This window comes from Rhodanobacter sp. KK11, from assembly GCF_033345435.1.
Classification (GTDB): domain Bacteria; phylum Pseudomonadota; class Gammaproteobacteria; order Xanthomonadales; family Rhodanobacteraceae; genus Rhodanobacter.
The window spans coordinates 256134-278596 of sequence record NZ_JAWPMI010000001.1 but is presented as its reverse complement, the minus strand read 5'-3'; the positions used below and the strand labels follow the sequence as shown (position 1 = coordinate 278596).

Genomic DNA, 22463 nt, shown 5'->3' with positions numbered 1-22463 from the left:
TTCTGCGAGAATACGGGGCTCGCCTCTGTCGGCCCGGTGTTTCCGGGCGGTCCGCCACGCGGTACGGACCCCACGATCATGCGTCGCGACAACTCCAGCATCGCGTGGCGCATGGCGCCGCTGGGCCGATCTCACCCTGGCCAACGGGTGTCAACCAAGAATTACGGAGCAAGTCATGGCCCGTGTATGTCAAGTCACCGGTAAGGGTGTGCAGAGCGGCAACAACGTCTCGCACGCCAACAACCGTACCCGTCGCCGCTGGTTGCCGAACCTGCATGAGCGTCGTTTCTGGGTGCCCAGCGAGAACCGCTGGATCAAGCTTCGCGTTTCCAACAACGCCCTGCGCACGATCGACAAGAATGGCATCGAGGCCGTGATTGCCGAGATGCGCGCCCGCGGCGAAAAGGTCTAAGGAGATCCGTCATGGCCAAGACTGCAAACGACAAGATCCGCATGATCTCCTCGGCCGGCACCGGCCACTTCTACACCACGCAGAAGAACAAGAAGAACACGCCGGAAAAGTTCGAGTTCAAGAAGTACGACCCGGTCGTGCGCAAGCACGTGATCTACAAGGAAGGCAAGATCAAGTGACGTCATGGCGCATTCGCGCATAGCGCGAATGCCCTTGCCATGACGTCATCCCTGCGAAAGCAGGGATCGCACTTGCCCCGCATCTGCGACATCGACGCCGAAAAGAAAACCCGCCTCCGTGGCGGGTTTTCTTTTGTCCGGCCGCCCCGCATCATCGGCCGCATGAGCCCCGCCCTGTTCCCTGCCCTGCTCGGCGACGACGCCTGGCGCGCGCTGCCGCCCGCGGTGCAGGCCATGCATGGCGACACGCCGCGGCTGCTTGCGCACGGCATGGCTGACGTGGCCGGCGCCGGCCACGCGCCGATGCGCTGGCTGCGCCGCCTGCTCGGCCTGCCGCCGCCGGGGCCGGCGCAGGCACTGCTCCTGACCATCGAGCGTCACGGCAGCTGCGAGACCTGGACCCGCCGCTTCGCCGGCCGGCGGATGCGCTCGGTGCTCGACCGCCGCGCCGGTTCGCCGCTGCTGTACGAACGGCTGGGGCCGGCCACGCTGGGCTTCGCGCTACGATGCGACGACGAGGCGATCGACTGGCAGCTGCGCAGCCTGTACGCGTTCGGCCTGCCGCTGCCGCACATGCTGCACGGCCGTGTGTTGTCGCGCAGCGGCGTGCGCGACGGCCGTTACCACTTCAGCGTCGACGTGCGCCTGCCGTGGCTGGGCCAGCTGGTCGGCTACCAGGGCTGGCTGGAACTTCTGCCGGATGACCGCTGAACCCGCCACGCCAGTGATCGTATTCGACGGTGTCTGCCTGCTGTGCAGCCGCTGGGTGCGCTTCCTGCTGAAACACGACCGCGCGGCGCGCTACCGCTTCGCCGCGATGCAGTCCGAAAGTGGCCGCGCGCTGCTGCTGGCGCACGGTCTGGACCCGGACTCGCCGCTGTCGTTCCTGCTGGTGGAAGACGACCGCGGCCATACCGACACCGACGCCATCGCGCGGATCCTGCGCGGCCTGGGCGCACGCCGCTGGCGCTGGCTCGGACGCGCCGTGTCGTGGCTGCCGCGCCGGCTGCGCGACCCCGCCTACCGTTTCGTGGCCCGCCACCGCTACCGGATCTTCGGGCGGAGCCGCTGCTGTTTCCTGCCCACGCCCGAGCAGCGCACGCGCTTCATGCCGTGAGCGCGTCCAATCGCGTACCGACCGCAAAACCGTCGAGCGCGGCCAGCGCCTCGTCCAGCGTGAACAGGCCCATGCACGGCATCGCCCCGCGCATGGGCAACCCGCCGTCGGCGAGCTTGCGCGCCAGCACCACAGCAGGCGTGGCCGGGATCTGCGGGCCATGGCCGGCAGCGGCGTCCAGCGACCAGCGCAGGCGCAGCGATTCGCCCCGCGCATCGCGGCCGGCCAGCTCCACCACCATGCCGCCCACGTCGCTGCCGGCGTCGCGAAACCACTCGCTGGCCCGGCGCAGGCGCGGCGCATGCCGGGCCAGGTCGCGGATCAAGCCCAACCGCACCAGCCAGGCGGCGGCCAGCGTGCCGAAGTGCAGGCGCTTCAGTTCCAGCCCGGCGCGGAACGCCACCTCGCGCACGCCGGGGTAGCGCGCGGGGAACAGTTCCAGGTCCGGTACGTCGCACAGTCCGACCCAGCGGCTGCCGAACGGAAACGCCTGTCGGCGCGTCGACATCCAGCCATGGCCGCGCTGCCAGCGGCCGCCGCGCCACAGCCGCAACGGGCGGCCGCAGTAGCCGAGGATCGCCGCCACCGTGGCGTCGCCGCGCGGCGTGCGGTTGCCCGGACTGATCGCGTGCCGGATGGTTTCCAAGACCGCGAACCGCGGCAGCAGGGCGTCCACCACCGCGCTGCTGAGCGCCGGCACGGTCGAGGCGCCGCTGACCAGCAGCCGCCCCGCGGCCCGCGCACGTTTGTCCAGGCGATGCACGCCGGCCACGAAATCGCGGCCGTCGGCGAGGTCGACGTAGTCGCTGCCGCAGGCCAGGCAGGCCTCGGCCACCCGATAATCCTGTGCCTGGAACGGGCCGGCGGCGTGGATCACCAGTTGCGGCCGCAACGCCGCCAGCGCGACGGCAAGGCGATCCGACGTCACGTCGAGCGCAGCCAGTCGCACGTCCGGGTCGCCGAGCCCATCGCGCAACGCCGCCTGGCTGGCCTGGTTCCGGCCGGCCAGGGTGAGCCGGAAGCGCGGGTCGCCGGCCAACCGGGCGGCCATCCGCGAACCGAACACGCCGGCGGCGCCGATCAGCACTATGTGCAAGGCCATCCACTCTTCTCGGTTGGATATCCCCAAAAAACAAAACCCGCCCGAAGGCGGGTCTTGCCGGAACCAGTCCGCGACCGCTCAGGCCGCGGCGACGCTGTAGCCCTTGAGCCGCTGCGCGAACTCCTGCAGCGCGCGGATGCCGCTCTGCTCGGCTTCGACGATCCACTGCTGCAGGCCCTTCAGCGCCTGCTCGGCGCCGCGCTGCTCCATCAGTGCCGCCAGTCGGGTGCGGAAATCGCACACGGTCTTCAGGGTCGGCCGCCTGGCCAGCACCGCCTGCATGCGGTCGCGGCCCTCGTTGTCCAGCCAACGGCCGCCGTCGGCCAACGCACGGCGCATGCGGCGCGGCACCGCCTTGAGGTTGTCGCCGGCGTGGGCCGCTTCGTCGCGCAGGGTGGGCACGATCACGTGGCGGTAGTAGTCGGTCATCGCCTGGAAGCGGTGGGTGAGCACGGCCTTCAGCGTATCGGCGTCGGGCAGGCGCACGTTCGGGCGCACGTCCAGCGTGGGCGCCACGCGCAGCACCTTGGCCAGGCCCACCGCGCGCAGCGCGCAGATCACCGCCCAGCCGATGTCGAACTCCCACTTGCGCAGCGCGAACTTGGCCGAGCTGGGGAAGGCGTGGTGATTGTTGTGCAGCTCCTCGCCGCCGATCCAGAAGCCCCACGGAATCAGGTTGGTGGCGGTGTCGGCGCTCTCGAAATTGCGGTAGCCCCACCAGTGGCCGATGCCGTTGACGAAGCCGGCGGCCCAGAACGGGATCCAGATCATCTGCACCGCCCACAGCGCGGCGCCGATCACGCCGAACAGTGCGACGCTGATGAACAGCATCAGGGTCGGACCCCAGTACGGGTGGCCGGTGTAGAGCTTGCGCTCGATCCAGTCGTCGGGGGTGCCGCGGCCGTACTTCTCCAGGTCTTCCTTCACCTCGCTGGCGTCGCGGTACAGCGACACGCCATCCCAGAACACCTTCTTGATGCCGTAGATCTGCGGGCTGTGCGGATCTTCCTCGGTCTCCACCTTGGCGTGGTGCTTGCGGTGCACCGCCACCCATTCCTTGGTGACCATGCCAGTGGTGAGCCAGCCCCAGAAGCGGAAGAAATGCTGCACGATCGGGTGCAGGTCCACGCCGCGGTGGGTCTGGCAGCGGTGGTAGTAGATCGTCACGGTGAAGATGGTGAGCTGGGTGACCACCAGCATGTAGACGAGAATCTGGCCCCAACTGGCGTGGGCAAGACCGTCGTTCAGGAAATTCAGCACAGCATCGAGCATGGAAGACACCGGGTGAGGGATGGGAGCAGTGTAGATCGGGGGTTTCCATACCCGCCAGCACGGCGAAACACGAATGATAACAGCGGGTCAAGAGGTGCACGCTAAGGTGACGTTATCCACGGCTCAGAACCGCACCTGTTGTCTAAATGGTGGGGCCGCCATGACAATCCAAGTCATGACCTCACCCATCCCTGCCTCGCCCCGCGTCGTGCTGTGCCTGGACCGTATCGGCCGCCGCCGCGCCGGGCGTGTCGCCGTGCAGGAGCTCAGCCTGGAGCTGCAAGCCGGCCAGGTGCTCGGCCTGCTCGGCGTGAACGGCGCCGGCAAATCCACCACCCTGGCGATGATCGCCGGCGCGCTCAGGCCGGACAGCGGCGGCATCGCGCTGAACGGCGAGGATTTCCTGGAGCATCCGGAACTGGCCCGCACGCAGATCGGCTGGCTGCCGGAGCGCGCGCCGGTATGGGCCGAACTTACGGTCGTAGAGCACCTCGACGCCCATGGCCGCCTGCGCGGACTGAGCGGCACCGCGTTGCGCACGGCACGCGCCGCCATCATCGAGCGATTGGAACTGCAGCCACTGGCCAGGCGCCTTGCCGGCGTGCTGTCGCAAGGCCAGCGCCAGCGCCTCGGCCTGGCCTGCGCGCTGCTGCACCGGCCGTCGCTGCTGGTGCTGGACGAGCCGGCTAATGCGCTCGACCCGGTGCAGGTGGCGGCGTTGCGCGCACTGGTCCGTGAGCAGGCCGCCGCCGGCACCGCGGTGATCCTGTCCACCCACCTGCTGGCCGAGGTCACCGCGGTATGCGACCGCGTGGCGATCCTGCACGAGGGCACGCTGCGCCACGACGGACCGGTGCGCGCCGGCGACCATGCGGCCCTCGAACAAACCTTCTTCGCCATCGCGATGAACGGCGTGGCGCGCGCCGCATGAGCCACGCTTTCGCGAACACCCTCGCCGTGACCCGGCTGGAATGGCGCCGTCTGCTGGTACGCCCGCTGGCCTGGGTGCTGGCCGCACTGACCGTGGCCTGGCTGGCATGGAACTTCACCCTGATGCTGGGCGGCTTCCTGGCCAGCCAGGTGCAGCGCGCCGCACAGCCCGACGGCCCCGGCTTCGTCGACCTGGTCGGTGTGCCGCTCCTGGGCATGCTGGCCCAGCTGGCGTTCCTGGTGGTGCCGCTGCTCACCATGTCCACGCTCGCCGGCGAACGCCGCAACGACACCCTGCCGCTGCTGTTCGCCGCCGGCGTGCCGGCCTCGCGCATCGTGCTGGGCAAGTACCTGGCGGTGCTGGGCTGGCTGCTGTTGTGGCTGGCGCTGGCCTTGGCGATGCCGCTGGCGCTGGCACACGCCACCCACATCGACTGGGGCAAGCTGGCCGCCGCCACGCTGGGCCTGGCGCTGATGCTGGCCGCGCTGGCCGCGATCGGCGTGGCCTGTTCGAGCTTCGCCTCGCACCCGGCGCTGGCTGCCGCCGCCGCGCTGGTGATCGCGCTGGCGCTGTGGAGCGTGAACCTGGGCGCGCAGATGGCCGGCGTCAACGGCGGCGCGATCAACTGGCTGGCGATGAGCACGCACCTGCAGCCGCTGCTGCGCGGGCTGGTCTCGAGCGCCGACCTCGTCTGGTTCGCGCTGCTGATCGTGCTGGCGCTGGCGCTGGCCACGCGCCGGCTGGCGGCCGACAAGGAGCGCAACTGATGGGCGCTCCGTTCAGACGTCTGGACGGCTGGTTGTTCACCCTGCTTCTGGTGCTGGCAGCTGGCGCGACCGGCTACCTCAGCACGCGCCATGCGTACCAGGCCGACTGGACCGCCAACGGCCGCACCGGCCTGTCGGCGGAAAGCCGCGCGGTGCTGGCGAAACTCGACGGCCCGGTGGAGATCACCAGCTACGCCAACCCGCAGGGCGACCTGCGCCAGACCGTGGCCGGTTTCCTGCAGCGCTACCAGGCGGTGAAACCCGATCTCACGCTGCGCTTCGTCGACCCGCAGCTGGACCCGGCGAAGATGCGCGAGCTGGGCATCACCGTCGACGGCGCGTTGATCCTGCACTACCAGGGTCGCGAGCAACGGCTGGACGAACTGTCCGAGCGCAGCCTCACCAATGCGCTGGAACGCCTGCTGCGCGGCAGCGACCGCATCGTGGCCTTCGTCACCGGTGATGGCGAGCGTCGCGCCGACGGCCAGGCCAACGCCGACCTCGGCACCTTCATGGCACAGCTGGAAGCGCGCGGCATGCGCGCGGTGCCGCTGAACTTCGCGCAGGTGACGGCGGTGCCCGAGCACACCGACCTGGTGGTGCTGGCCAGCCCCAGCCTGGCCCTGCCGCCGGCGGCGGTGCAGGCGCTGGTCGGCTACGTGCAGAACGGCGGCAACCTGCTGTGGCTGAGCGAACCCGGCAACGACGACCTCGGCCTCGCCCCGCTGGCCGCCGCGCTCGGCGTGCGCGTGCTGCCGGGCGTGCTGGTCGACGGCGGCGGCGCCGCGCTGGGCCTGGGCGACCCGCGCCTGATTGCGCTGGGCAGCTACCCGGCGCACGCGATCACCCGCGGCTTCACCCTGACCACGCTGTTCCCGCAGGCCTCGGCGCTGGCCCGGGTGACGCAGGGCGACTGGGCGGCGGCACCGTTCCTGCGCTCCGGCGCGCAGAGCTGGACCGAGTTCCAGCCGATCGACAACGCCAGGCCCTCGGGCATCCGCTACGACGCCGACGCCGGCGAGCTGAAAGGGCCGCTGGATTTCGGCCTCGCGCTGAGCCGGCTGTCGCCCAGCCCGGACAAGAGCGAGCAGCGCGTGGTGGTGATCGGCGACGGCGACTTCCTCTCCAACACGTTCCTGGGCAACGGCGGCAACCGCGCGCTGGGCGAGCGCGTGTTCGACTGGCTGCTCGGCGACGACAAGCTGGTGGACCTGCCGCCGCGCGGCGCGCCGGACCGCGTGCTGCAGATCTCGCAGACCGAGCTGAACCTGCTCAGCCTCGGCTTCCTGGTCGCGCTGCCGTCGCTGTTGCTGCTGGCCGGCGGGCTGATCGCCTGGCGCCGGCGGCGGCGATGAAACGCGCCGCACGCCAGCGCCTGGTCCTGCTGCTCGCGGTGGCGGCGCTGCTCGTGCTGGCCTTCACGCAATGGCGGCGCGACGCCCGCGGCGAAGCCGGCGAGCTCACCGCGCTCGATCCCGCCACCGTGGATCGCATCGCGCTCACCCTGCCCGGGGCGCCCACCGAACACTACGAAAAGCGCGCCGGCCACTGGTGGCGCACCGACGGCACGCCCGCGCGCGCCAGCGACGCCCGCCTCGGTGACCTCGCCGGTACGGCCGCGGCCCCCGTGCTGGAATGGCGAGCGGCCAGCGACTTCGACCTGGCGAAGATCGGCCTCGCGCCGCCGCGCGCCGTGCTGCAACTGGACGGCCAGGCGCTGGAGTTCGGCGAAACCTCGGTCACCGGCCCGCAGCACTACGTGCGCGTGGGCGCACGCATCGCGCTGGTGCCTGCGCGCTACATGCCGCGCTCGCCGGCCATCGCCACCACCGAGCTGCACTGAGCGCCGTGCCCGAGCTGCCCGAAGTCGAAACCACCCGCCGCGGCATCGCGCCGCACCTGGTCGGCCGTCGCGTCACTGGCGTGCTGCTGCGCCGGCCCGACCTGCGCTGGCCGATCCCGCCACAGATCGTCGAGCTGCTGCCCGGCCAGCGCATCGACGCGGTGGAACGCCGCGCGAAATACCTGCTGCTGCACACGCAGGCCGGCAGTGCGCTGCTGCACCTGGGCATGAGCGGCGTGCTGCGCGTGCTGCCGCCGGACGCGCCGGTCGGCAAGCACGACCACGTCGACATCGCGCTGGAACGCACGAGCACGCAGGCGCCGCGCATCCTGCGCTTCACCGACCCGCGCCGCTTCGGCTGCCTGCTGTGGCAACCGCCCGGCACGACCCACGAGCTGCTGGCCAACCTCGGCCCGGAGCCGCTGACCGACGCGTTCGACGGCGACCTGCTGTGGCACCTCTCGCGTGGCCGCACGGCGGCGGTGAAGCTGTTCCTGATGGACAACGCGGTCGTCGTCGGCGTGGGCAACATCTACGCCAGCGAGGCGCTGTTCCGCGCCGGCATCGACCCGCGCCGCGCCGCCGGCAGCGTGTCGCGCGCACGCTACGCACGGCTCGCCGCCGAGGTGAAACACCTGCTGGCCTGGGCGATCGAACGCGGCGGCACCACCCTGCGCGACTTCCTCAACCCCGACGGCGCGCCCGGCTACTTCTTCCGCGAACTGATGGTCTACGGCCGCGCCGGCGAACCGTGCCGCGTCTGCGGCACGCCGATCCGGCAGGTCGTGCTGGGGCAGCGCTCGACGTTCTGGTGTTCGCACTGCCAGCGCTGAACCGGCCACTCATTCCGGCCAGCGGAACTCGATGTGGGTGTTGTTGAACTCGGGGTCGTCGAGGCTGCCGCCCGGTTGCGCCACCAGGCCGCCGGGGAGGCCGTCCACGTCGAGTGGCTGGCCGGCGTCGAAGCGTGCGCCCAGCGCGAGCAGCTCCACCAGCTTCTCGCACAGCACGCCGGCGCGGTCGAGGTCGCGTTCGGGCACGTGGCGCAGGCTGAGGTCGGGGCGGCCGAACTTGCGCATGCCGCGGGTGTGCACCCAGAAGCGGTCGCCCGCTTCCGCGCTGCTCAGGATCAGCACGTGGTGGCGCGGCGGCGCGCCGTCCTTGATCAGGTAGTGGCGACGCCAGTGCGCGGCGTCGAACAGGGTGAGGATCTGCGGGTCGAGGATCGCGGTGCCGCCCACGTCGAGCATGCCGGCCAGCACGCCCAGCGTGTCGCGCAGGTAGTCGAGGCTGGCGGCATCCCCGAGCACGCCGCGCACCACCAGCACTTCCGGCGCGATGCGCGCCTGCTCGTACGCCTCCGGCGTGTCTTCCTTGATCAGCCCGCCCAGCGCGCCGTTCAGCGGATAGCCTTCCCACTGGCGCAGCACGGCGTTCTGGAAGCGCTGGATCTCCACCCCCGCGGGCAGCCCGGGGCTGCCGTAGCGCGGCGAGGGGATGCGCAGCTCCGGCTCGAACTTGCCGAACACGTAGAACTGCAGCACGGCCTCCTCCGTGCCGGGCTGCCAGTACGGCCGCGGCCAGCTGGGGGCGGGTTTGGCGTCGCTCATGCGGATTTCCTGGATGGGTTCATTCGCGCTCGCCCAGCGGCAGCACGGCCTGCTGCAGCTCGATGCGGCCGCGGCCTTCGGTGATCTTCTTGAATTCGGCGCGGCTCACCGAGACATAGCGCTCGTTGCCGCCGATCTCAACCTGCGGGCCGTCGGTGACCGCGCGGCCGTGTTCGTCCACGCGCACCACCATGGTGGCCTTGCTGCCGGTATGGCAGATCGTCTTGATCTCCTGCAGCTCATCGGCCCAGGCCAGCAGGTAGCGGCTGCCCTCGAACAGTTCACCGCGGAAGTCGGTGCGCAGGCCGTAGGCCAGCACCGGGATGTGCAGCCGGTCGACCACATCGCTGGCCTGCCACACCTGCGCCTTGGCGAGGAACTGCGCCTCGTCGACGAACACGCAGTGCAGCGGCCCGCGCGCGGCGACGTCGGCCTCGACCAGCGCGTACAGGTCTTCGTCGGCGGCGAAGCGCCGCGCGTTCGCCTGCAGGCCGATGCGCGAGGCGACCACGCCCTCGCCGTAGCGGTCGTCCAGCGCCGGGGTGAGGATCAGCGTGCGCATGCCGCGCTCGTGGTAGTTGTACGCGCTCTGCAGCAGCGTGGTGGTCTTGCCGGCGTTCATCGCCGAGTAATAGAAGTAGAGCTTGGCCATGGCGCCGCCGTGAAATCCGAAGCGCCCATGGTAGCGCGGCGAGAGGGCCTGCCTCCGCCGCGCGCGATTCAGGCCGCCGCCGCGAGGCGCGCGCGCTGCAGCGCCTGCTCCAGGTCGGCCCACAGGTCGTCGGCGTGCTCGACGCCCACCGAAAGCCGCAGCAGGCCGGGCGTGATGCCGCAGCGCTGGCGGGTGGCTTCGTCGAGCACGCGATGGGTGAGCCCGGCCGGGTGCTGGATCAAGGTGTCGACCGAACCCAGGCTCACCGCCGGGGTGGCCAGGCGCACCGCCGCCATCACCGCCGCCGCCGCGGCATGGCCGCCGTGCAGCTCGAACGCCATCAGGCTGCCCGGCCCGCGCATCTGGGTGCCCACCAGCGCGGCGTTGGCCACCGTGCCCAGCCCGGGATAGCAGACCTTCGCCACCGCCGGATGCGCCGCCAGCCGCTCGGCGAGGCGCTGCGCGTTCTCCTGCGCCTTCAGCACGCGCAGGCCGAGCGTGGGCAGGCCGCGATGCAGCAGATAGGCGCCCAGCGGATGCAGCAGGCCGCCGGTGGCGGCGCGCACGTGGCGCAGCGCGCTGGCCCACTCGGCATCGCAGGCGATCACCCCGGCGATCACGTCGCCGTGGCCGCCGAGGAACTTGGTGGCGCTGTGCAACACCAGTTTCGCGCCGCATTCCAGCGGCTTTTGCAGCACCGGCGTGGCGAAGGTGGAGTCCACCATCACCGGCACGCTGCCGGCGGCGCGCGCCACGGCGGCGATGTCGACCAGATCCAGCGTGGGGTTGGCCGGCGTCTCGACGATCACCAGCGCGGTGTCCGCGTCGACCGCCGCGGCGAGGCCCTCGACCGTGGTCCAGCGCACTGGAATTCCGAGCAGGCCCGAGTCCAGCAGGTGGTCGTTGGTACCGTAGATCGGGCGCACCGCCAGCACGTGCTTGCCGCGCTGCTTCGCTGCCAGCAGGCAGGCGCTCATCGCCGCCATGCCGGAGCCGAAGGCCACCGCGTCGCTGCTGCCTTCCAGTTGCGCCAGTGCCTGCTCGAAGCGCGCCACGGTGGGGTTGAACAGGCGTGCGTAGATCGGGTTGGCCGCGCTGGCGGCACCGCCCACCAGCGCATCGAAGCTCGCCGTGCCTTCGGCGAGGTCGCGCACCGGATAGGTGGTGGACAGGTCCAGCGGCGGCGCGTGCACGCCCAGCTCGGCAAAGTCCTCGCGCCCGGCATGTACCGCCAGGGTGTCCTGATGCAGCTCGCCGAGGTTTTGCATGTTCCGCTCCCGTGGGTTCGTGATAATCACCGGAGACTAGAACTTCGCCCGCCCATCAAGGCATGCTGCCGAACAATATTTCGAAAAGTACCCGGATCATGCACCTGGACCGAACCGACTTCGCCATCCTGCGCGAGTTGCGGAAGAACGCGCGGCTGCCGAACAAGACCCTGGCCGAACGCATCGGCGTGGCGCCCTCCACCGCGCTGGAGCGCGTGCGGCGGCTGCGCGAGGGCGGCGCGATCCAGGGCTTCCACGCGGAGGTCCAGCCGCGCGCGGTGGGCATCGGCCTGCAGGCGATGATCAGCGTGCGCCTGGCCCGCCACGCGCGCGGCGACGTCGACGCCTTCCACGCCTACCTGCTGACCCTGCGCGAAGTGCTCAGCTTCTACCACGTGGCCGGCGCCAACGATTACCTGGTGCACGTGGCGGTGCGCGACAGCGACCACCTGCGCGACTTCGCGCTGGACGCGTTCACCACCCGCTCCGAAGTGGCGCACATCGAGACCAGCCTGATCTTCAACTTCTACCGCAACGCCGACCTGCCGATCTACCGGGACGGCGCGCAGGCCGAATGAGGCCGACCGCGGCGCCCGGCCCGCCGCAGCCTGCGGATCCGCGCCAGCGCGGCGGCGACGCCATCCGCATCCGGCCGGACCGGACCGCTCTGCTACCATCGGCCGCCGCCTCACGTCCCGCCGCGCTCCATGCTCAATCCGCAACAATTGGCCGCCGTCGAACACTGCGATACCCCGCTGCTGGTGCTGGCGGGCGCCGGTTCCGGCAAGACCAGCGTGATCACGCAGAAGATCGCCTACCTGATCCAGCGGCGGAAGCTGGCGGCGTCGAAGATCGCCGCGATCACCTTCACCAACAAGGCCGCGCGCGAGATGCGCGAGCGCGTGGGCAAGCTGGTCTCGGGCGAGGACGCCGCCGCGCTCACCGTGAGCACGTTCCACGCGTTGGGGCTGAAGTTCCTGCAGATCGAGCACGCGCGCGCCGGCCTGCGCCGCGGCTTCTCGGTGCTGGACGCGGACGACAGCGGCGGCATCGTCAAGGAGCTGGCGCCGAAAGGGATCAAGAACGACGTGCTGTTTGGCCTGCGCAACCTGCTCAGCCGCGCGAAGAACGGCGGACTCTCGCCGGAGGAGGCGCTGGCCGCCGCGCGCAGCCCGCGCGAACTCGAAGCGGCGACGATCTACGACCTGTACCAGCAGCGCCTGGCCGCGTTCAACGCGGTGGATTTCGACGACCTGATCCGGCTGCCGCTGCGCATCCTGGAGTCGGACGACGAATGCCGCGCCGCCTGGCGCGAGCGCCTGCGCTACCTGCTGGTGGACGAGTACCAGGACACCAACGACGCGCAGTACCGCCTGCTCAAATGCCTGGCCGGCGAACGCGGCCACATCACCTGCGTGGGCGACGACGACCAGTCGATCTACGCCTGGCGCGGCGCCAACCCGGAGAACATCGACCAGCTCGGCCGCGACTGGCCGAACCTGCGCGTGATCAAGCTGGAGCAGAACTACCGCTGCGGCAAGCGCATCCTGCGCGCGGCCAACGCGCTGATCGCGCACAACCCGCACAGCCACGAGAAGAAGCTGTGGAGCGAGCATCCGGAAGGCGCACCGATCCGCGTGCTCGAATGCAAGGAGGCCGAGCACGAGGCCGAGAAGATCGCCTCGATCGCCACCACGCTGGCCGAGAAACACAAGGCGCGCTGGGACGACATGGCGATCCTGTACCGCGGCAACTTCCAGGCGCGGCCGCTGGAGAAGGCGCTGCGCCTGGCGCGCATTCCGTACCACCTCACCGGCGCCTTGAGCTTCCTCGACCGCGCCGAGGTGAAGGACGTGCTGTGCTACCTGCGCCTGCTGACCAACCCCAGCGACGATGCCGCGTTCCTGCGCGTGGTCAACGTGCCGAAGCGCGAGATCGGCGCGACCACGCTGGAGAAGCTGGGCCAGATCGCGCAGTCGCGCCACTCGTCCCTGCTCGACGCCACCCGCAGCGACGGCGTGCTGCGCCAGCTCACCCCGCGCCCGGCGGCGGCGCTGGCGTCATTCGCCAATCTGCTGGACGAACTGCGCAGCGCCTCGCTGCATGAAAGCGCCGCCGACCTGGTCGAGCGCATCCTGAAACGCACCGGCTACGCCGCACAGATCGCCGCCGCCACGCCCGACGCCGGCGTGCGCGAGCGCAAGCTGGGCAACCTGCGCGAGCTGGCCGACTGGTTCCGCGCGATGCAGAAAGGCAACAGTGCCGGCGACCTCGCCGCGCAGCTGGCCCTGCTCAGCCACGCCGACCGCGACGAACCGGGCAATGCCGTGCGCATGATGACCCTGCACGCGGCCAAGGGCCTGGAGTTCCGTTTCGTCTTCATCGTCGGTTGCGAGGATGGCACGCTGCCGCACGAGGGCGCGCTGGACGAAGGCCGCATCGACGAGGAACGCCGACTGATGTACGTCGGCATCACCCGCGCCAAGGAACTGCTCACGCTGTCGTGGTGCGCGCAGACCAAGCGCTACGGCGAGATCCACCGCAACCAGCCCAGCCGTTTCCTGCACGAGCTGCCGCAGGCCGACCTGCACTGGCAGGGCAAGGACCCGGAAGCGGACAAGGAAGTGACCCGCGAAACCGCCGAGTCGCACATGGCACGGATCAAGGCGATGCTGGCGGGCGGTTGAGCCTTTCGCCCCGTTGCGGTCGGTTCCGGCGACATGCCAACCGTTTTCCATGCCATGCCCTGGCGAGCGCAGCGCCCATGCAGCCGACAAGCATCAGGCCGACGCGCTCATCCGCCCCAGAAGGCCGGCGACGGCGGCAACAGGAAGCCTCCCTGCAGACTCACGCCATCGGGATAGTCGTGCTGCAGCCAGAGCGGGCCGTCCAGGTCTATGAACTCCGCTTCGCGCGCGATCTCCAGTGCTGGCGTGATGCCGAGCGAGGAACACACCACGCGTCCAGCGCATTGCGTGCGGCCCCCGGCGGCAGCCGCGCCTGCAGTTCGTCGCGCCCCATGCCGGCGACGAGTTCGCCGCGCAGCGCTTCCATTTCGTCGAGCACCGACGCCACCGACTCGCCGTAGCGGCCGTACGGAACGGACTCGCCGCGCCCGACCCGGTCGCCCTGGCGCAGTTCGACCGTCACCACGTCGGCGGCGTACTTGACCCCACGGGCAATGTGGAAAGGCGCCACCAGCGGGTAGCTGTGCCGGGTGATGCTCAGTTCGCGAAGCATGCAAACAGGTGGTCCACGATCGCTTCGACGCCCATGGTCACCGGGTCCTGGCAGGGCAGCTCGAGCAGCTCGCCGACCCGCTGGCAGGCCGCCAGTGCTTCCGGCGCCGACATGCCGGAGGTATTCAGCGCGACGCCGACCGCCCGGACGGTGGGATTGGTCAGGCGCGCGGCGGCGAGGTTCGCCTCCAGGCAGGACCTCAGCTCGGGAATCGGGTAACCCGGCAGGCCGCGCATGTGGCGCCGGGTAGGCTCGTGGCACAACACCAGCGCGTCGGGCTGCGCGCCGTGCAGCAGGCCCAGCGACACGCCGGCGTAGGAAGGATGGAACAGCGAGCCCTGGCCCTCGATCAGGTCCCAGCCGCCGTCGTCGCGGGCTGGGGAAATCCATTCGACGGCGCCCGAGATGAAATCGGCGACCACCGCATCGACCGGCACGCCGGCGCCGGCGACGAAGATGCCGGTCTGGCCGGTGGCGCGAAAATCCGCCGCGCAACCGCGCCGGCGCATGGCGCGCTCCAGCGCGAGCGTGGTGTACATCTTGCCGACCGAGCAGTCCGTGCCCACCGTCAGCAGCCGCCGGCCGGCGCGCGCGCGGCCGTTGCCGACCGGAATGCCGGGCGCGGGGTCGCGCGCATCGAACAGCACGCGGCCGTTGCGCCGGGCGGCGGCCACGATGTCCGGGTTCTCGCGCAGCTTCTGGTGCAGGCCGGCGACCACGTTGAGGCCGGCGTCGAGCGCTGCGATAGCGTCGGCGACGATCTCCGGCGCCATCACGCCACCGGCGTTCGCCGTGCCGATCAGCATGGTGTTCGCGCCCTTGGCCCTGGCTTCGGCCATGCCCATGTCGGGCAGGCCGAGCGTCGGCTTGCAGTCGGGATGCCGGTGCTGGCCGATACACCATTCCGGCCGCCAGTAGGCCACACCCCTGGCCGTCTTGATGGCCAGTTCGTCGGCCGGGTTGCCCAGGTACAGCAGGTAGGGCGGGCTCCACTGGCCGGGCAGCGCCGTATCACCATGCTTGGACATGAAAGGTCTACTCCACGCGGCGGCTGCCGCCGGTCAGATGAAAAGTTGCTGCGGCTGCCGTCGTGCGGAGAGGGAGGGGGCGGCGATGGCCGGGCGCCAGCCGTGCCGTGCGATGCCGGCCGTGGCCGGCACGCGGCTCAATGCATGGCTTCCACCTTGCCCAGGCCATCGGGATTGCGCGGGTCGCTGGCGGCGGTCTTGACGTTGGTGACCTTGTCCCAGACCACCACGTTCATGTTGCCCCACGACTCCCTGTCATTGATCTCGTAGCCCATCGCCTTCAATTTCGCCAGCACGTCGGCGGGGATGTCGCTGCCCTTTTCGATGTCGACGCGGTCGGGCAGGAACTGGTGATGGATGCGTTTCTGCGCGGTGATCTGGCCCGCGTCCTTGCCATCGATGAAGGCGAGGATCGCGCCGAACACCTGGGTGATGATGGTCGAGCCGCCGGGCGAGCCGATCACTGCCAGGCGATCCTTGCCGATGACGAAGCTGGGCGTCATCGACGACAGCATGCGCTTGCCGCCGACCGGCGCGTTGGCGGAGCCGCCGATCAGCCCGAACGCGTTGGGCTGGCCGGAGACCAGGGCGAAGTCGTCCATCTCGTTGTTGAGCAGGATGCCGGTCCTGCCCGCGACGAAGCTGGAGCCCAGGGTGGTGTTCACCGTGGCGGTCATCGAGACCATGTTGCCGTCCTTGTCGATGACCGAGTAGTGCGTGGTGTGCATGCCGGGGGCCTTGGCCTGCACCGACGGCAGCCAGGCGGACTTGGTCGCCTGATCCGGCAGGATGCTCTGGCGCAGGCCATCGGCGTAGTACGGCGAGAGCAGCATGTCCAGCGGCATCTTCACGAAATCGGGGTCGCCGAGGTATTCGTTGTGGTCGCGGAACGCGCGGCGCATCGCCTCCACCAGGTAATGGATGCGATGGGCCTCGTCCATGCTCTTGAGGTCGAGCGGCGCGAGAATGTTGAGCATCTCGGCGACGGCCACGCCGCCGGAAGACGGCGGCGGCGCGGTGATCACCTTGTAGCCGGCGTAGTCGAGCACGATCGGCTGGCGCTCTTTCGCGCGGTAGGCGGCGAGGTCGGCCAGGGTCCAGGTGCCGCCGGCAGCGCGCACCGACTTCACCAGTTCCTTCGCCACCGCGCCCTTGTAGAAACCGTCCGCGCCCTTTTCGGCCAGCGCCTTCAGCGTGCGCGCCTGGTCCGGGTCACGGAAGAGGTCGCCGGCCTGCGGGGCCTTGCCGCCGGGGAAGAACTTGGCTGCAGAGGCCGGATAGCGGCGCAGCACGTCAGCCTTGTGCTCGATCGAACGCAGCAGCGCGCCGCTGGGACGGAAGCCCTGCTCGGCCAGCCGGATTGCCGGGCGCAGCGACTCCGCGAGCGGCAACTTGCCGTACTTGCCGGCCATGTAGGCCAGGCCGGCCGGCATGCCGGGGATGCCGGCGGCGAGCGGGCCGTTGAGCGAGGTGTCGCGGTTGGGTGTGCCGTCCGCCTTCAGGTAGTCCTTCTCGCTGACTGCCTGCGGCGCCATCTCGCGCGCGTCGATGAAGGTGTTCTTGCCGGTGGCCGCGTCGTGGATCACGGCGAGGAAGCCACCGCCCATGCCCGAACCCTCCGGCTGCACCACCGACAGCGCCGTGCCCACCGCGATCGCCGCGTCCACCGCATTGCCGCCGCGGGAGAGCACTTCGAAGCCGGCTTCGGTGGCCAGCGCGTTGGCGCTGGCGATCGCGGCGGTCTTCGTCGCCGCCGTATCCTGTGCCTGGGCCAGCACGCCGAAGCTGCCGATCACCAGCGCCAGCAAGGTGCGGCGCCAGCGCGGCGCGCCAGACGCCGGCAGTCGGCGGGCGGTTTCGGCGCCGTCGTGCGGCGTGTTTCGTGCGGTCATTCGTTCACCCTCTGCGGTTCGGTTCAAACATGGTCACGAGCAGTCGTGCGCCACCCATGAAAAGACCATGGCATGGCGCGACAGACAGTGGCGGCGCGCGATCCGGCGCACGCCACGGCCGGCGAAGACCGCGTGGGGAGCGCGGCCTTCGCCGGCCGGCCAACACACTCACCAGCGGTACTGCACCTTGCCGTACACGAACGCCCCCATGAAGCCGAACGGTGAGCTGGACGAGTAGGGGAAGGCGCCGTTCTGGTCGTCCGTCTGCGGCACTTTCTTCGGATAGGTATTGAGCACGTTGTCGCTGCCCAAGGTGAAGGTCCACCGATCGCGGCTGTAGCTCGCCGCCACGTCGAGCAGCCACTTGTGCGGGTAGACGATGTCGTTGAGGTAACTGGTCGAGCCGTAGGTGGTGATGCGGCCGTAGCGGGTCAGCGTGCCGTTGAAGGTCCAGGGGCCGACACTGTAGGTCTCGTCGAGGATCAGCTTGCTGCGCGGTGCGGTGTCGGCCAGCAGGCCCTTGATCGCGCTGCGGTTGAGGCGCTGGAAGATCACGCCCAGCGAGTCGAGCACGGCCGGGTTCGGCTTGACGTCGGTGACCTTGTTCTTGTGGTAGCCGTAGCTGAGCGTGGAAAGCAGGTTGCCACTGGCGCCGACATCGTTGCGGTAGCTGGCCACCACGTCGGCGCCCTGGGTGCGCACGGTGCCGGCGTTGGTGAAGTAGGACAGGCCGCTGTATTGCAGGTTGGTGATGCCGTTGGCGGCCAGGTAGCTGATGACGGCCGGCGTCGACAGCGAGATCGAACTGGACAGCGCGATGCGGTTGTTGACGGTGATCTGGTAGGCGTCGAACGACAGGTTGAGGTCGTTGGTGGGGTTCCACACCACGCCCGCGGTGAAGTTGCGCGACTTCTCCGCCTTCAGCGGCTCGCTGCCGAGCAGCCGCGCCAGCGGGTTGTCCACCGGCACCAGTCCGCGCAGGTAGATGCCCGGCGGCAGGCCCAGCGAATTGCCGACACCGAAGGAGGCCGAGGTGGTTTCCGAGTAGTGCTGCTGGCCCAGGCCTGGCGCGCGGAAGCCGGTCGAGGCGCTGCCGCGCAGGGCGAACGAGTCGGTGAAGTCGAAGCGGCCGGACAAGGCGGCCGAGGTGGTGGCGCCGAAGTCCGAATAGTCCTCGTGGCGCAAGGCGGCGGAAAAGCCGAAGCGCTCGGTCAGGTTGCCTTCCAGCTGCAGGTACTCGGCCACGTCGTGCCGCGCCACCGAGATGGCGTCCTGCGGGCCCCAGCCGGCAAAGCCCTGCGCGCCGCCGCGCACGCCGGAGTTGCCCACGTAGTACGAACCGAGGTCGCCCGCCTCCACGTCGTAGCTCTGCCGCAGCCACTGCGTGCCGAACGACAGCGTCAGCGGATTGGCCAGCCAGCCGAAGGAGACGTCCTTGGAGATGTCGATGTCGAAGGTCTGCTGCTTGGCGGTCAGGATGCCGTCGTGGAAGCTGGTCGGGCTGCTGCCGAAATCGTTGAGCATGGCGTAGTTGACGGTATTGCGCGTGCTGTAGGAGACGCGGTTGCCGCCGTAGTTGCCGCTGACGTCCCAGCGCCAGCCGTTCCAGTTGCCGCGCAGGCCGACGACCAGCGAGGTGTCGGTCGAATCGCCGTGCTCGCGCGGCAGGAAGCCGTCCGGGTAGACCAGCCCGATCAGCGGGTTGTTCGGGTAAGGCGTGTTGCTGCCGTAGCGGTAGAAGCCGCGCGGCTCGCCGATGCGGCGCCCCCAGTGGCCAAACGCGTAGAGCTGCGCGTCGGGGCTGATGTCGTATTGCGTGTTGAGGAACAGGTTCTTGTTCTTGAACGACACGGTGCCGAAGTGGAACTTCACGCCGAGATGGGCCAGGCCCGGGCGACGGTCGACGCCAGCGCGGTTGCTCGGGCTCTGGTTGCTGTTTTCCGCGGTGATGCGCAGCCAGCCGCTGTCGCCGCCCAGCGGAACGCCGAAGTTCGCCGCACCCTGCCACTGCCGGCCGTCGCCGGCGGAGAACTGGCCGCCGCTGAGCTGCACGTCGCCGCCCTTGGCGCCCTTTTTCAGGATGATGTTGATCACGCCGGAAAGCGCGTCGGAACCGTACTGTGCGGAAGCACCGTCGCGCAGCACTTCGATGTGGTCGATCGCCGACATCGGGATCGTGTTGAGGTCGATGCCCTGCGAACCCTGGCCGATCTGGCCCAGGCTCAGCACCAGCGCGCCCGGATGCCAGCGCTTGCCGTTCACCAGCACCAGCACCTGGTCGGGCGACAGGCCGCGCAGCTCGAACGGACGCTGGAACGCGAAGGTGTCCGACGCGGGCGCGAACGGGAAGTTCAGCGAGGGGATCGCGCGCTCGAGCGCCTGGGTGAGATCGATCGTGCCGGTCTGCCTCAGCACGTCGGCAGAGATCACGTCGATCGGGGTCAGCGACGAGCTTTCCGTGCGGTTGCCTGCACGCGTACCGGTCACTACCACCGGGCCCAGGTTCTTCGCCCTGGCCTGGGCCTCCGTCGAGGTCTGGGCCGTTGCGTCGGCCGATGCCGCGGGCGGGTTCGCCTCCTGCGCTGCCGCCGTATGAGCGAGTGCAAGCAATACCGCAGCCGCCAGCAAGGTCGGCGCGATCCGACCGGAACGCTTGTTCATGAATGCTCCCCCAAGTTTTTTTGGCGCCATGTGACCGCCGCCGGCCAAAGCCATCACATGGCTTTGCCCATCGACGGATATGCCTTTGTGGATGGCCCTGCAGGCCGTTCCGGCTGCGAGCCCGATCGCGTGGGTGGCCGCAACGCCGCCTTGCACATGAAGCCGGCGACTGCAGCCGGCCTCCCCGGCCGGCCCTGCAGTTCGTCGTGGCGTGTTCCGGTCGGACATGCGTCACCCTTCCCCAGCACGAAGCCGAGCATAGTCACAGGCAAGCGAAAGCCACCAATGAAAAGACCGGCACTTTGCATAACTGGAGGTTGTGGACGTTCCCGCCCCGGACGGGCGAGCGGGTGCGGCGGCTTCAGCACGGCGACAGCACGCGCTGCCCCAGCTTTCGCACCAGGCCCAGGAAATGCTTCTGCACCGGGTTCAGCGGGCTGTCCTGCCGGTACAGCGCATACAGCACGACATCGAGCTGCGGCTTCAGCGGACGCGTCTGCACGACCTCCCCGCCGCCACGCGACGCGGTGAAGGGATCGACCAGCGCCAGTCCCTCGCCCTGTGCGACGAGCGAATACGCCAGCTGGTAGGTCTGCACCCAGATCGAGGTGCGCGGCGCCGGATCGACCTGGGCCAGGTGGTTCTGCAGCATGCGGCCCAGCGCATCCTGCATGGCGATGCCGATCATCGGCTGGCCGGCCAGCGCGGTGACCGGCAACGGCTGCGCCAGCTCCGCCGGCGACCACCAGCCGGGCGGGGCGATGACCATGACCTGCCCGCGGCACAGGGACTCCTGGCGCAGACCCTGGTGGCTGGCGTCCTGCAAGGTGAGGCCAATGTCGGTTTCGTGCAGCATCAGCGACTCGCACATTTCCGCCGAGTGCCGGGTGAACAGTTCAGCGGTCGTGCCGGGAAACGCCTTGCGCAGCTGCGTGGTCGCATCGGGTACCAGCGCCTGCGCCAGGGTCGGCGTGCAGGTCACGCGCAAGGGGTAGCTTTCCGGGCGGGCGATGTTCGCGGTGAGACGCTGCAGGTCGTGCAGCTCCTGGGCGATCTTCTCGACGCGGTGGCGCAACAGCAGCGCTTGCTGGGTCGGCTGCAGACGCCCGCGCACGCGACTGAACAAGGCGAAGCCGAGCTGCTGTTCGGCGTGCTGCAGCGCCTTGCTGGCGGCCGGCTGCGAAATGTTCAGCAGGTCCGCCGCGCCGGTCAGGCTGCCGGTGGTCAGCACGGCATGGAACAGTTCGATATGGCGCAGACGCATGTCGGGCTTTCGTCCCCCCACGCCATGACGGCGATGATGCCCGAGTGCAGCATAGGCGCCGCGGCGAAGCAAGCCGCTGCCGTGGACCCCGCACGCGGACCTACAGCAGCCGCTCGGCTTCCAGCTCGCTCTTCAGGTAGGCGTAGTAGATCGGCGCGGCGATCACGCCGGACAGGCCGAACGCGGCTTCCATCAGCAGCATGGCCACCAGCAACTCCCAGGCGCGGGCGCGGATCTGCGTACCCACGATGCGCGCGTTGAGGAAGTACTCCAGCTTGTGGATCAGGATCAGGAACGCCAGCGCGGCGATGCCCACGCCCAGCGAGACCGACAACCCGGCCACGGTGATCGCGGTGTTGGAGATCAGGTTGCCGATCACCGGCAGCAGGCCGACCACGAAGGTCACCACCACCAGGGTCTTGGCAAGCGGCACGTGGATACCCATCAGCGGCAGCACGCCGAGCAGGAAGATCGCGGTGAACAGGGTGTTGATCAGCGAGATCTTGATCTGCGCGAACACGATGTTGTGGAACGCCTCGGCCAGGCGCTGGCAGCGCAGGCTCAGCGCCGCCGCCAGCGGCCCCATCTGGTGCGCCGGGCGAGTACGGCTGAGCGCCACGATCGCGCCCAGCACCAGGCCGATGATGATGTGCACGAACACCCGCACCGCGCCCTTGCCGGCCAGCTGCAGGGCGGCTGCATGCCTGCGCGCCAGCTCGATCGCGCCCATGCGCAGGTCGTCGACGCTGTCCGGCAGGTTGTTCACCAGGATCGGCGGCAACTGCTGGCGCGCCTTCTCCACCAGCGGCATCAGCTGCTGCTGCCACAGCAACTGCGGGTTGCCGATCTCGCTGTGGAACAGGCTGATCGCGCCGAGGATCAGCAGGATCAGCAGGCCGACCACCACCGCGCCCAGCACGGCCACCACCACTACCCGCGCGCGATCGCCGGAAATGCGCCGGCCCAGCAGCGGGGCCATCGCCTGCACCAGCTCGAACACCAGCAGGCCGGCCAGCAGCGCCGGCAACAGGTGGATCTCGACAACCAGCAGCAGGGCCGCGGCCGCCAGCAGGTAGCTCGCGTAGCGGACGGCCGTCGAAGGCGGGCGCAGGACGGGCAAGGGGGAATCCATGCGGAACGAAACCGTGGGGAGCAGGAGCGCCAGTCTGTCAGCAGCCCGCCGTGGCTGCCAGCCCTGCCATGGGGCTGTCGTAAACTGCGTTCA

General features: G+C 69.7%; 22 protein-coding genes. 11 read left to right on the top strand and 11 right to left on the bottom strand.

From position 1 onward, the window contains the following. Positions 1-175 precede the first annotated feature (175 nt). The 4 genes from rpmB to R5H19_RS01190 all read left to right on the top strand — a co-directional run bounded on the left by rpmB (position 176) and on the right by R5H19_RS01190 (position 1708). The gene (rpmB, locus tag R5H19_RS01205) at positions 176-412 is read left to right on the top strand and encodes a 50S ribosomal protein L28 (protein WP_007513766.1); all 237 of its coding nucleotides are present in this window, start codon (positions 176-178) and stop codon (positions 410-412) included. 11 nt (positions 413-423) lie between these two features. Continuing rightward, the gene (rpmG, locus tag R5H19_RS01200) at positions 424-591 is read left to right on the top strand and encodes a 50S ribosomal protein L33 (RefSeq protein WP_008438511.1); all 168 of its coding nucleotides are present in this window, start codon (positions 424-426) and stop codon (positions 589-591) included. A gap of 162 nt (positions 592-753) precedes the next feature. Continuing rightward, on the top strand, positions 754-1302 hold the full coding sequence (locus R5H19_RS01195; RefSeq protein WP_318157144.1) for a DUF4166 domain-containing protein: 549 nt from the start codon (positions 754-756) through the stop codon (positions 1300-1302). Next, positions 1292-1708, top strand: a complete 417-nt coding sequence (locus R5H19_RS01190) for a thiol-disulfide oxidoreductase DCC family protein (protein WP_318157143.1) — start codon at positions 1292-1294, stop codon at positions 1706-1708. The genes R5H19_RS01195 and R5H19_RS01190 overlap by 11 nt, the downstream gene beginning before the upstream one ends. Here R5H19_RS01190 and R5H19_RS01185 read toward each other — a convergent pair. Beyond that, positions 1698-2810, bottom strand: coding sequence for a saccharopine dehydrogenase NADP-binding domain-containing protein (locus R5H19_RS01185; protein ID WP_318157142.1), 1113 nt, complete (start codon positions 2808-2810; stop codon positions 1698-1700). The genes R5H19_RS01190 and R5H19_RS01185 overlap by 11 nt on opposite strands. A gap of 78 nt (positions 2811-2888) precedes the next feature. Further along, positions 2889-4082, bottom strand: a complete 1194-nt coding sequence (locus tag R5H19_RS01180; RefSeq protein ID WP_318157141.1) for a fatty acid desaturase — start codon at positions 4080-4082, stop codon at positions 2889-2891. A 175-nt stretch (positions 4083-4257) separates the two neighbouring features. Here R5H19_RS01180 and R5H19_RS01175 point away from each other — a divergent pair, with 175 nt between their 5' ends. From R5H19_RS01175 to mutM, 5 genes are read left to right on the top strand one after another with little or no spacing between them, the layout of a single operon-like run. Further along, positions 4258-5013, top strand: a complete 756-nt coding sequence (locus tag R5H19_RS01175) for an ABC transporter ATP-binding protein (protein WP_318157140.1) — start codon at positions 4258-4260, stop codon at positions 5011-5013. Beyond that, complete coding sequence (locus tag R5H19_RS01170; protein WP_318157139.1) at positions 5010-5780, top strand: ABC transporter permease; 771 nt, start codon at positions 5010-5012, stop codon at positions 5778-5780. The genes R5H19_RS01175 and R5H19_RS01170 overlap by 4 nt, the downstream gene beginning before the upstream one ends. Continuing rightward, positions 5780-7135, top strand: a complete 1356-nt coding sequence (locus tag R5H19_RS01165; protein WP_318157138.1) for a DUF4350 domain-containing protein — start codon at positions 5780-5782, stop codon at positions 7133-7135. Before R5H19_RS01170 ends, R5H19_RS01165 begins: the two co-directional genes overlap by 1 nt. Continuing rightward, positions 7132-7623: a hypothetical protein gene (locus tag R5H19_RS01160; protein WP_318157137.1), complete on the top strand. Its 492-nt coding sequence runs from the start codon at positions 7132-7134 to the stop codon at positions 7621-7623. Before R5H19_RS01165 ends, R5H19_RS01160 begins: the two co-directional genes overlap by 4 nt. 5 nt (positions 7624-7628) lie before the next feature. After that, a complete protein-coding gene (gene mutM, locus R5H19_RS01155; RefSeq protein WP_318157136.1) occupies positions 7629-8456 on the top strand; it encodes a bifunctional DNA-formamidopyrimidine glycosylase/DNA-(apurinic or apyrimidinic site) lyase in 828 nt (275 codons plus the stop codon). Between the two features lie 9 nt (positions 8457-8465). On the opposite strand, the gene R5H19_RS01150 is transcribed toward mutM, so the two are convergent. The 3 genes from R5H19_RS01150 to R5H19_RS01140 form a co-directional block, all read right to left on the bottom strand. Then, a complete protein-coding gene (locus tag R5H19_RS01150) occupies positions 8466-9233 on the bottom strand; it encodes a hypothetical protein (protein ID WP_318157135.1) in 768 nt (255 codons plus the stop codon). Between the two features lie 19 nt (positions 9234-9252). Continuing rightward, positions 9253-9885, bottom strand: coding sequence for a thymidine kinase (locus tag R5H19_RS01145; protein ID WP_318157134.1), 633 nt, complete (start codon positions 9883-9885; stop codon positions 9253-9255). A gap of 68 nt (positions 9886-9953) precedes the next feature. Further along, positions 9954-11153: an aminotransferase class I/II-fold pyridoxal phosphate-dependent enzyme gene (locus R5H19_RS01140; protein ID WP_318157133.1), complete on the bottom strand. Its 1200-nt coding sequence runs from the start codon at positions 11151-11153 to the stop codon at positions 9954-9956. Between the two features lie 98 nt (positions 11154-11251). On the opposite strand from R5H19_RS01140, the gene R5H19_RS01135 reads away from it, so the two are divergent. Together R5H19_RS01135 and R5H19_RS01130 are read left to right on the top strand one after the other, a co-directional pair. Further along, entirely contained in the window at positions 11252-11731 is a 480-nt protein-coding gene (locus tag R5H19_RS01135; RefSeq protein ID WP_318157132.1) for an Lrp/AsnC family transcriptional regulator, read from the top strand. A gap of 129 nt (positions 11732-11860) precedes the next feature. Further along, positions 11861-13840, top strand: coding sequence for a UvrD-helicase domain-containing protein (locus R5H19_RS01130; RefSeq protein ID WP_318157131.1), 1980 nt, complete (start codon positions 11861-11863; stop codon positions 13838-13840). Positions 13841-14048: 208 nt separating this feature from the next. On the opposite strand, the gene R5H19_RS01125 is transcribed toward R5H19_RS01130, so the two are convergent. The 6 genes from R5H19_RS01125 to R5H19_RS01100 form a co-directional block, all read right to left on the bottom strand. Then, positions 14049-14393, bottom strand: coding sequence for a hypothetical protein (locus R5H19_RS01125; protein WP_318157130.1), 345 nt, complete (start codon positions 14391-14393; stop codon positions 14049-14051). Beyond that, positions 14378-15421 (bottom strand): N-acetyltransferase DgcN, encoded by a 1044-nt coding sequence (dgcN, locus tag R5H19_RS01120; RefSeq protein WP_318157129.1) that lies wholly within the window; start codon positions 15419-15421, stop codon positions 14378-14380. Before dgcN ends, R5H19_RS01125 begins: the two co-directional genes overlap by 16 nt. 137 nt (positions 15422-15558) lie before the next feature. Next, positions 15559-17313 carry a gamma-glutamyltransferase gene (gene ggt, locus R5H19_RS01115; protein ID WP_318157128.1) on the bottom strand — a complete coding sequence of 585 codons (1755 nt, stop codon included), beginning with the start codon at positions 17311-17313 and terminating at the stop codon, positions 15559-15561. A gap of 168 nt (positions 17314-17481) precedes the next feature. Beyond that, positions 17482-19974 carry a TonB-dependent receptor gene (locus tag R5H19_RS01110; RefSeq protein WP_318157127.1) on the bottom strand — a complete coding sequence of 831 codons (2493 nt, stop codon included), beginning with the start codon at positions 19972-19974 and terminating at the stop codon, positions 17482-17484. Between the two features lie 361 nt (positions 19975-20335). After that, positions 20336-21238, bottom strand: a complete 903-nt coding sequence (locus R5H19_RS01105; RefSeq protein ID WP_318157126.1) for a LysR substrate-binding domain-containing protein — start codon at positions 21236-21238, stop codon at positions 20336-20338. A 100-nt stretch (positions 21239-21338) separates the two neighbouring features. Continuing rightward, positions 21339-22370, bottom strand: a complete 1032-nt coding sequence (locus tag R5H19_RS01100) for a hypothetical protein (RefSeq protein ID WP_318157125.1) — start codon at positions 22368-22370, stop codon at positions 21339-21341. Positions 22371-22463 lie beyond the last annotated feature (93 nt).

Coding starts and splice junctions, on each gene's coding strand:
- rpmB (WP_007513766.1), top strand. CDS start 176: ATGGCCCGTGTATGTCAAGTCACCGGTAAGGGTGTGCAGAGCGGCAAC.
- rpmG (WP_008438511.1), top strand. CDS start 424: ATGGCCAAGACTGCAAACGACAAGATCCGCATGATCTCCTCGGCCGGC.
- R5H19_RS01195 (WP_318157144.1), top strand. CDS start 754: ATGAGCCCCGCCCTGTTCCCTGCCCTGCTCGGCGACGACGCCTGGCGC.
- R5H19_RS01190 (WP_318157143.1), top strand. CDS start 1,292: ATGACCGCTGAACCCGCCACGCCAGTGATCGTATTCGACGGTGTCTGC.
- R5H19_RS01185 (WP_318157142.1), bottom strand. CDS start 2,810: ATGGCCTTGCACATAGTGCTGATCGGCGCCGCCGGCGTGTTCGGTTCG.
- R5H19_RS01180 (WP_318157141.1), bottom strand. CDS start 4,082: ATGCTCGATGCTGTGCTGAATTTCCTGAACGACGGTCTTGCCCACGCC.
- R5H19_RS01175 (WP_318157140.1), top strand. CDS start 4,258: ATGACCTCACCCATCCCTGCCTCGCCCCGCGTCGTGCTGTGCCTGGAC.
- R5H19_RS01170 (WP_318157139.1), top strand. CDS start 5,010: ATGAGCCACGCTTTCGCGAACACCCTCGCCGTGACCCGGCTGGAATGG.
- R5H19_RS01165 (WP_318157138.1), top strand. CDS start 5,780: ATGGGCGCTCCGTTCAGACGTCTGGACGGCTGGTTGTTCACCCTGCTT.
- R5H19_RS01160 (WP_318157137.1), top strand. CDS start 7,132: ATGAAACGCGCCGCACGCCAGCGCCTGGTCCTGCTGCTCGCGGTGGCG.
- R5H19_RS01150 (WP_318157135.1), bottom strand. CDS start 9,233: ATGAGCGACGCCAAACCCGCCCCCAGCTGGCCGCGGCCGTACTGGCAG.
- R5H19_RS01145 (WP_318157134.1), bottom strand. CDS start 9,885: ATGGCCAAGCTCTACTTCTATTACTCGGCGATGAACGCCGGCAAGACC.
- R5H19_RS01140 (WP_318157133.1), bottom strand. CDS start 11,153: ATGCAAAACCTCGGCGAGCTGCATCAGGACACCCTGGCGGTACATGCC.
- R5H19_RS01135 (WP_318157132.1), top strand. CDS start 11,252: ATGCACCTGGACCGAACCGACTTCGCCATCCTGCGCGAGTTGCGGAAG.
- R5H19_RS01130 (WP_318157131.1), top strand. CDS start 11,861: ATGCTCAATCCGCAACAATTGGCCGCCGTCGAACACTGCGATACCCCG.
- R5H19_RS01125 (WP_318157130.1), bottom strand. CDS start 14,393: ATGCTTCGCGAACTGAGCATCACCCGGCACAGCTACCCGCTGGTGGCG.
- dgcN (WP_318157129.1), bottom strand. CDS start 15,421: ATGTCCAAGCATGGTGATACGGCGCTGCCCGGCCAGTGGAGCCCGCCC.
- ggt (WP_318157128.1), bottom strand. CDS start 17,313: ATGACCGCACGAAACACGCCGCACGACGGCGCCGAAACCGCCCGCCGA.
- R5H19_RS01110 (WP_318157127.1), bottom strand. CDS start 19,974: ATGAACAAGCGTTCCGGTCGGATCGCGCCGACCTTGCTGGCGGCTGCG.
- R5H19_RS01105 (WP_318157126.1), bottom strand. CDS start 21,238: ATGCGTCTGCGCCATATCGAACTGTTCCATGCCGTGCTGACCACCGGC.
- R5H19_RS01100 (WP_318157125.1), bottom strand. CDS start 22,370: ATGGATTCCCCCTTGCCCGTCCTGCGCCCGCCTTCGACGGCCGTCCGC.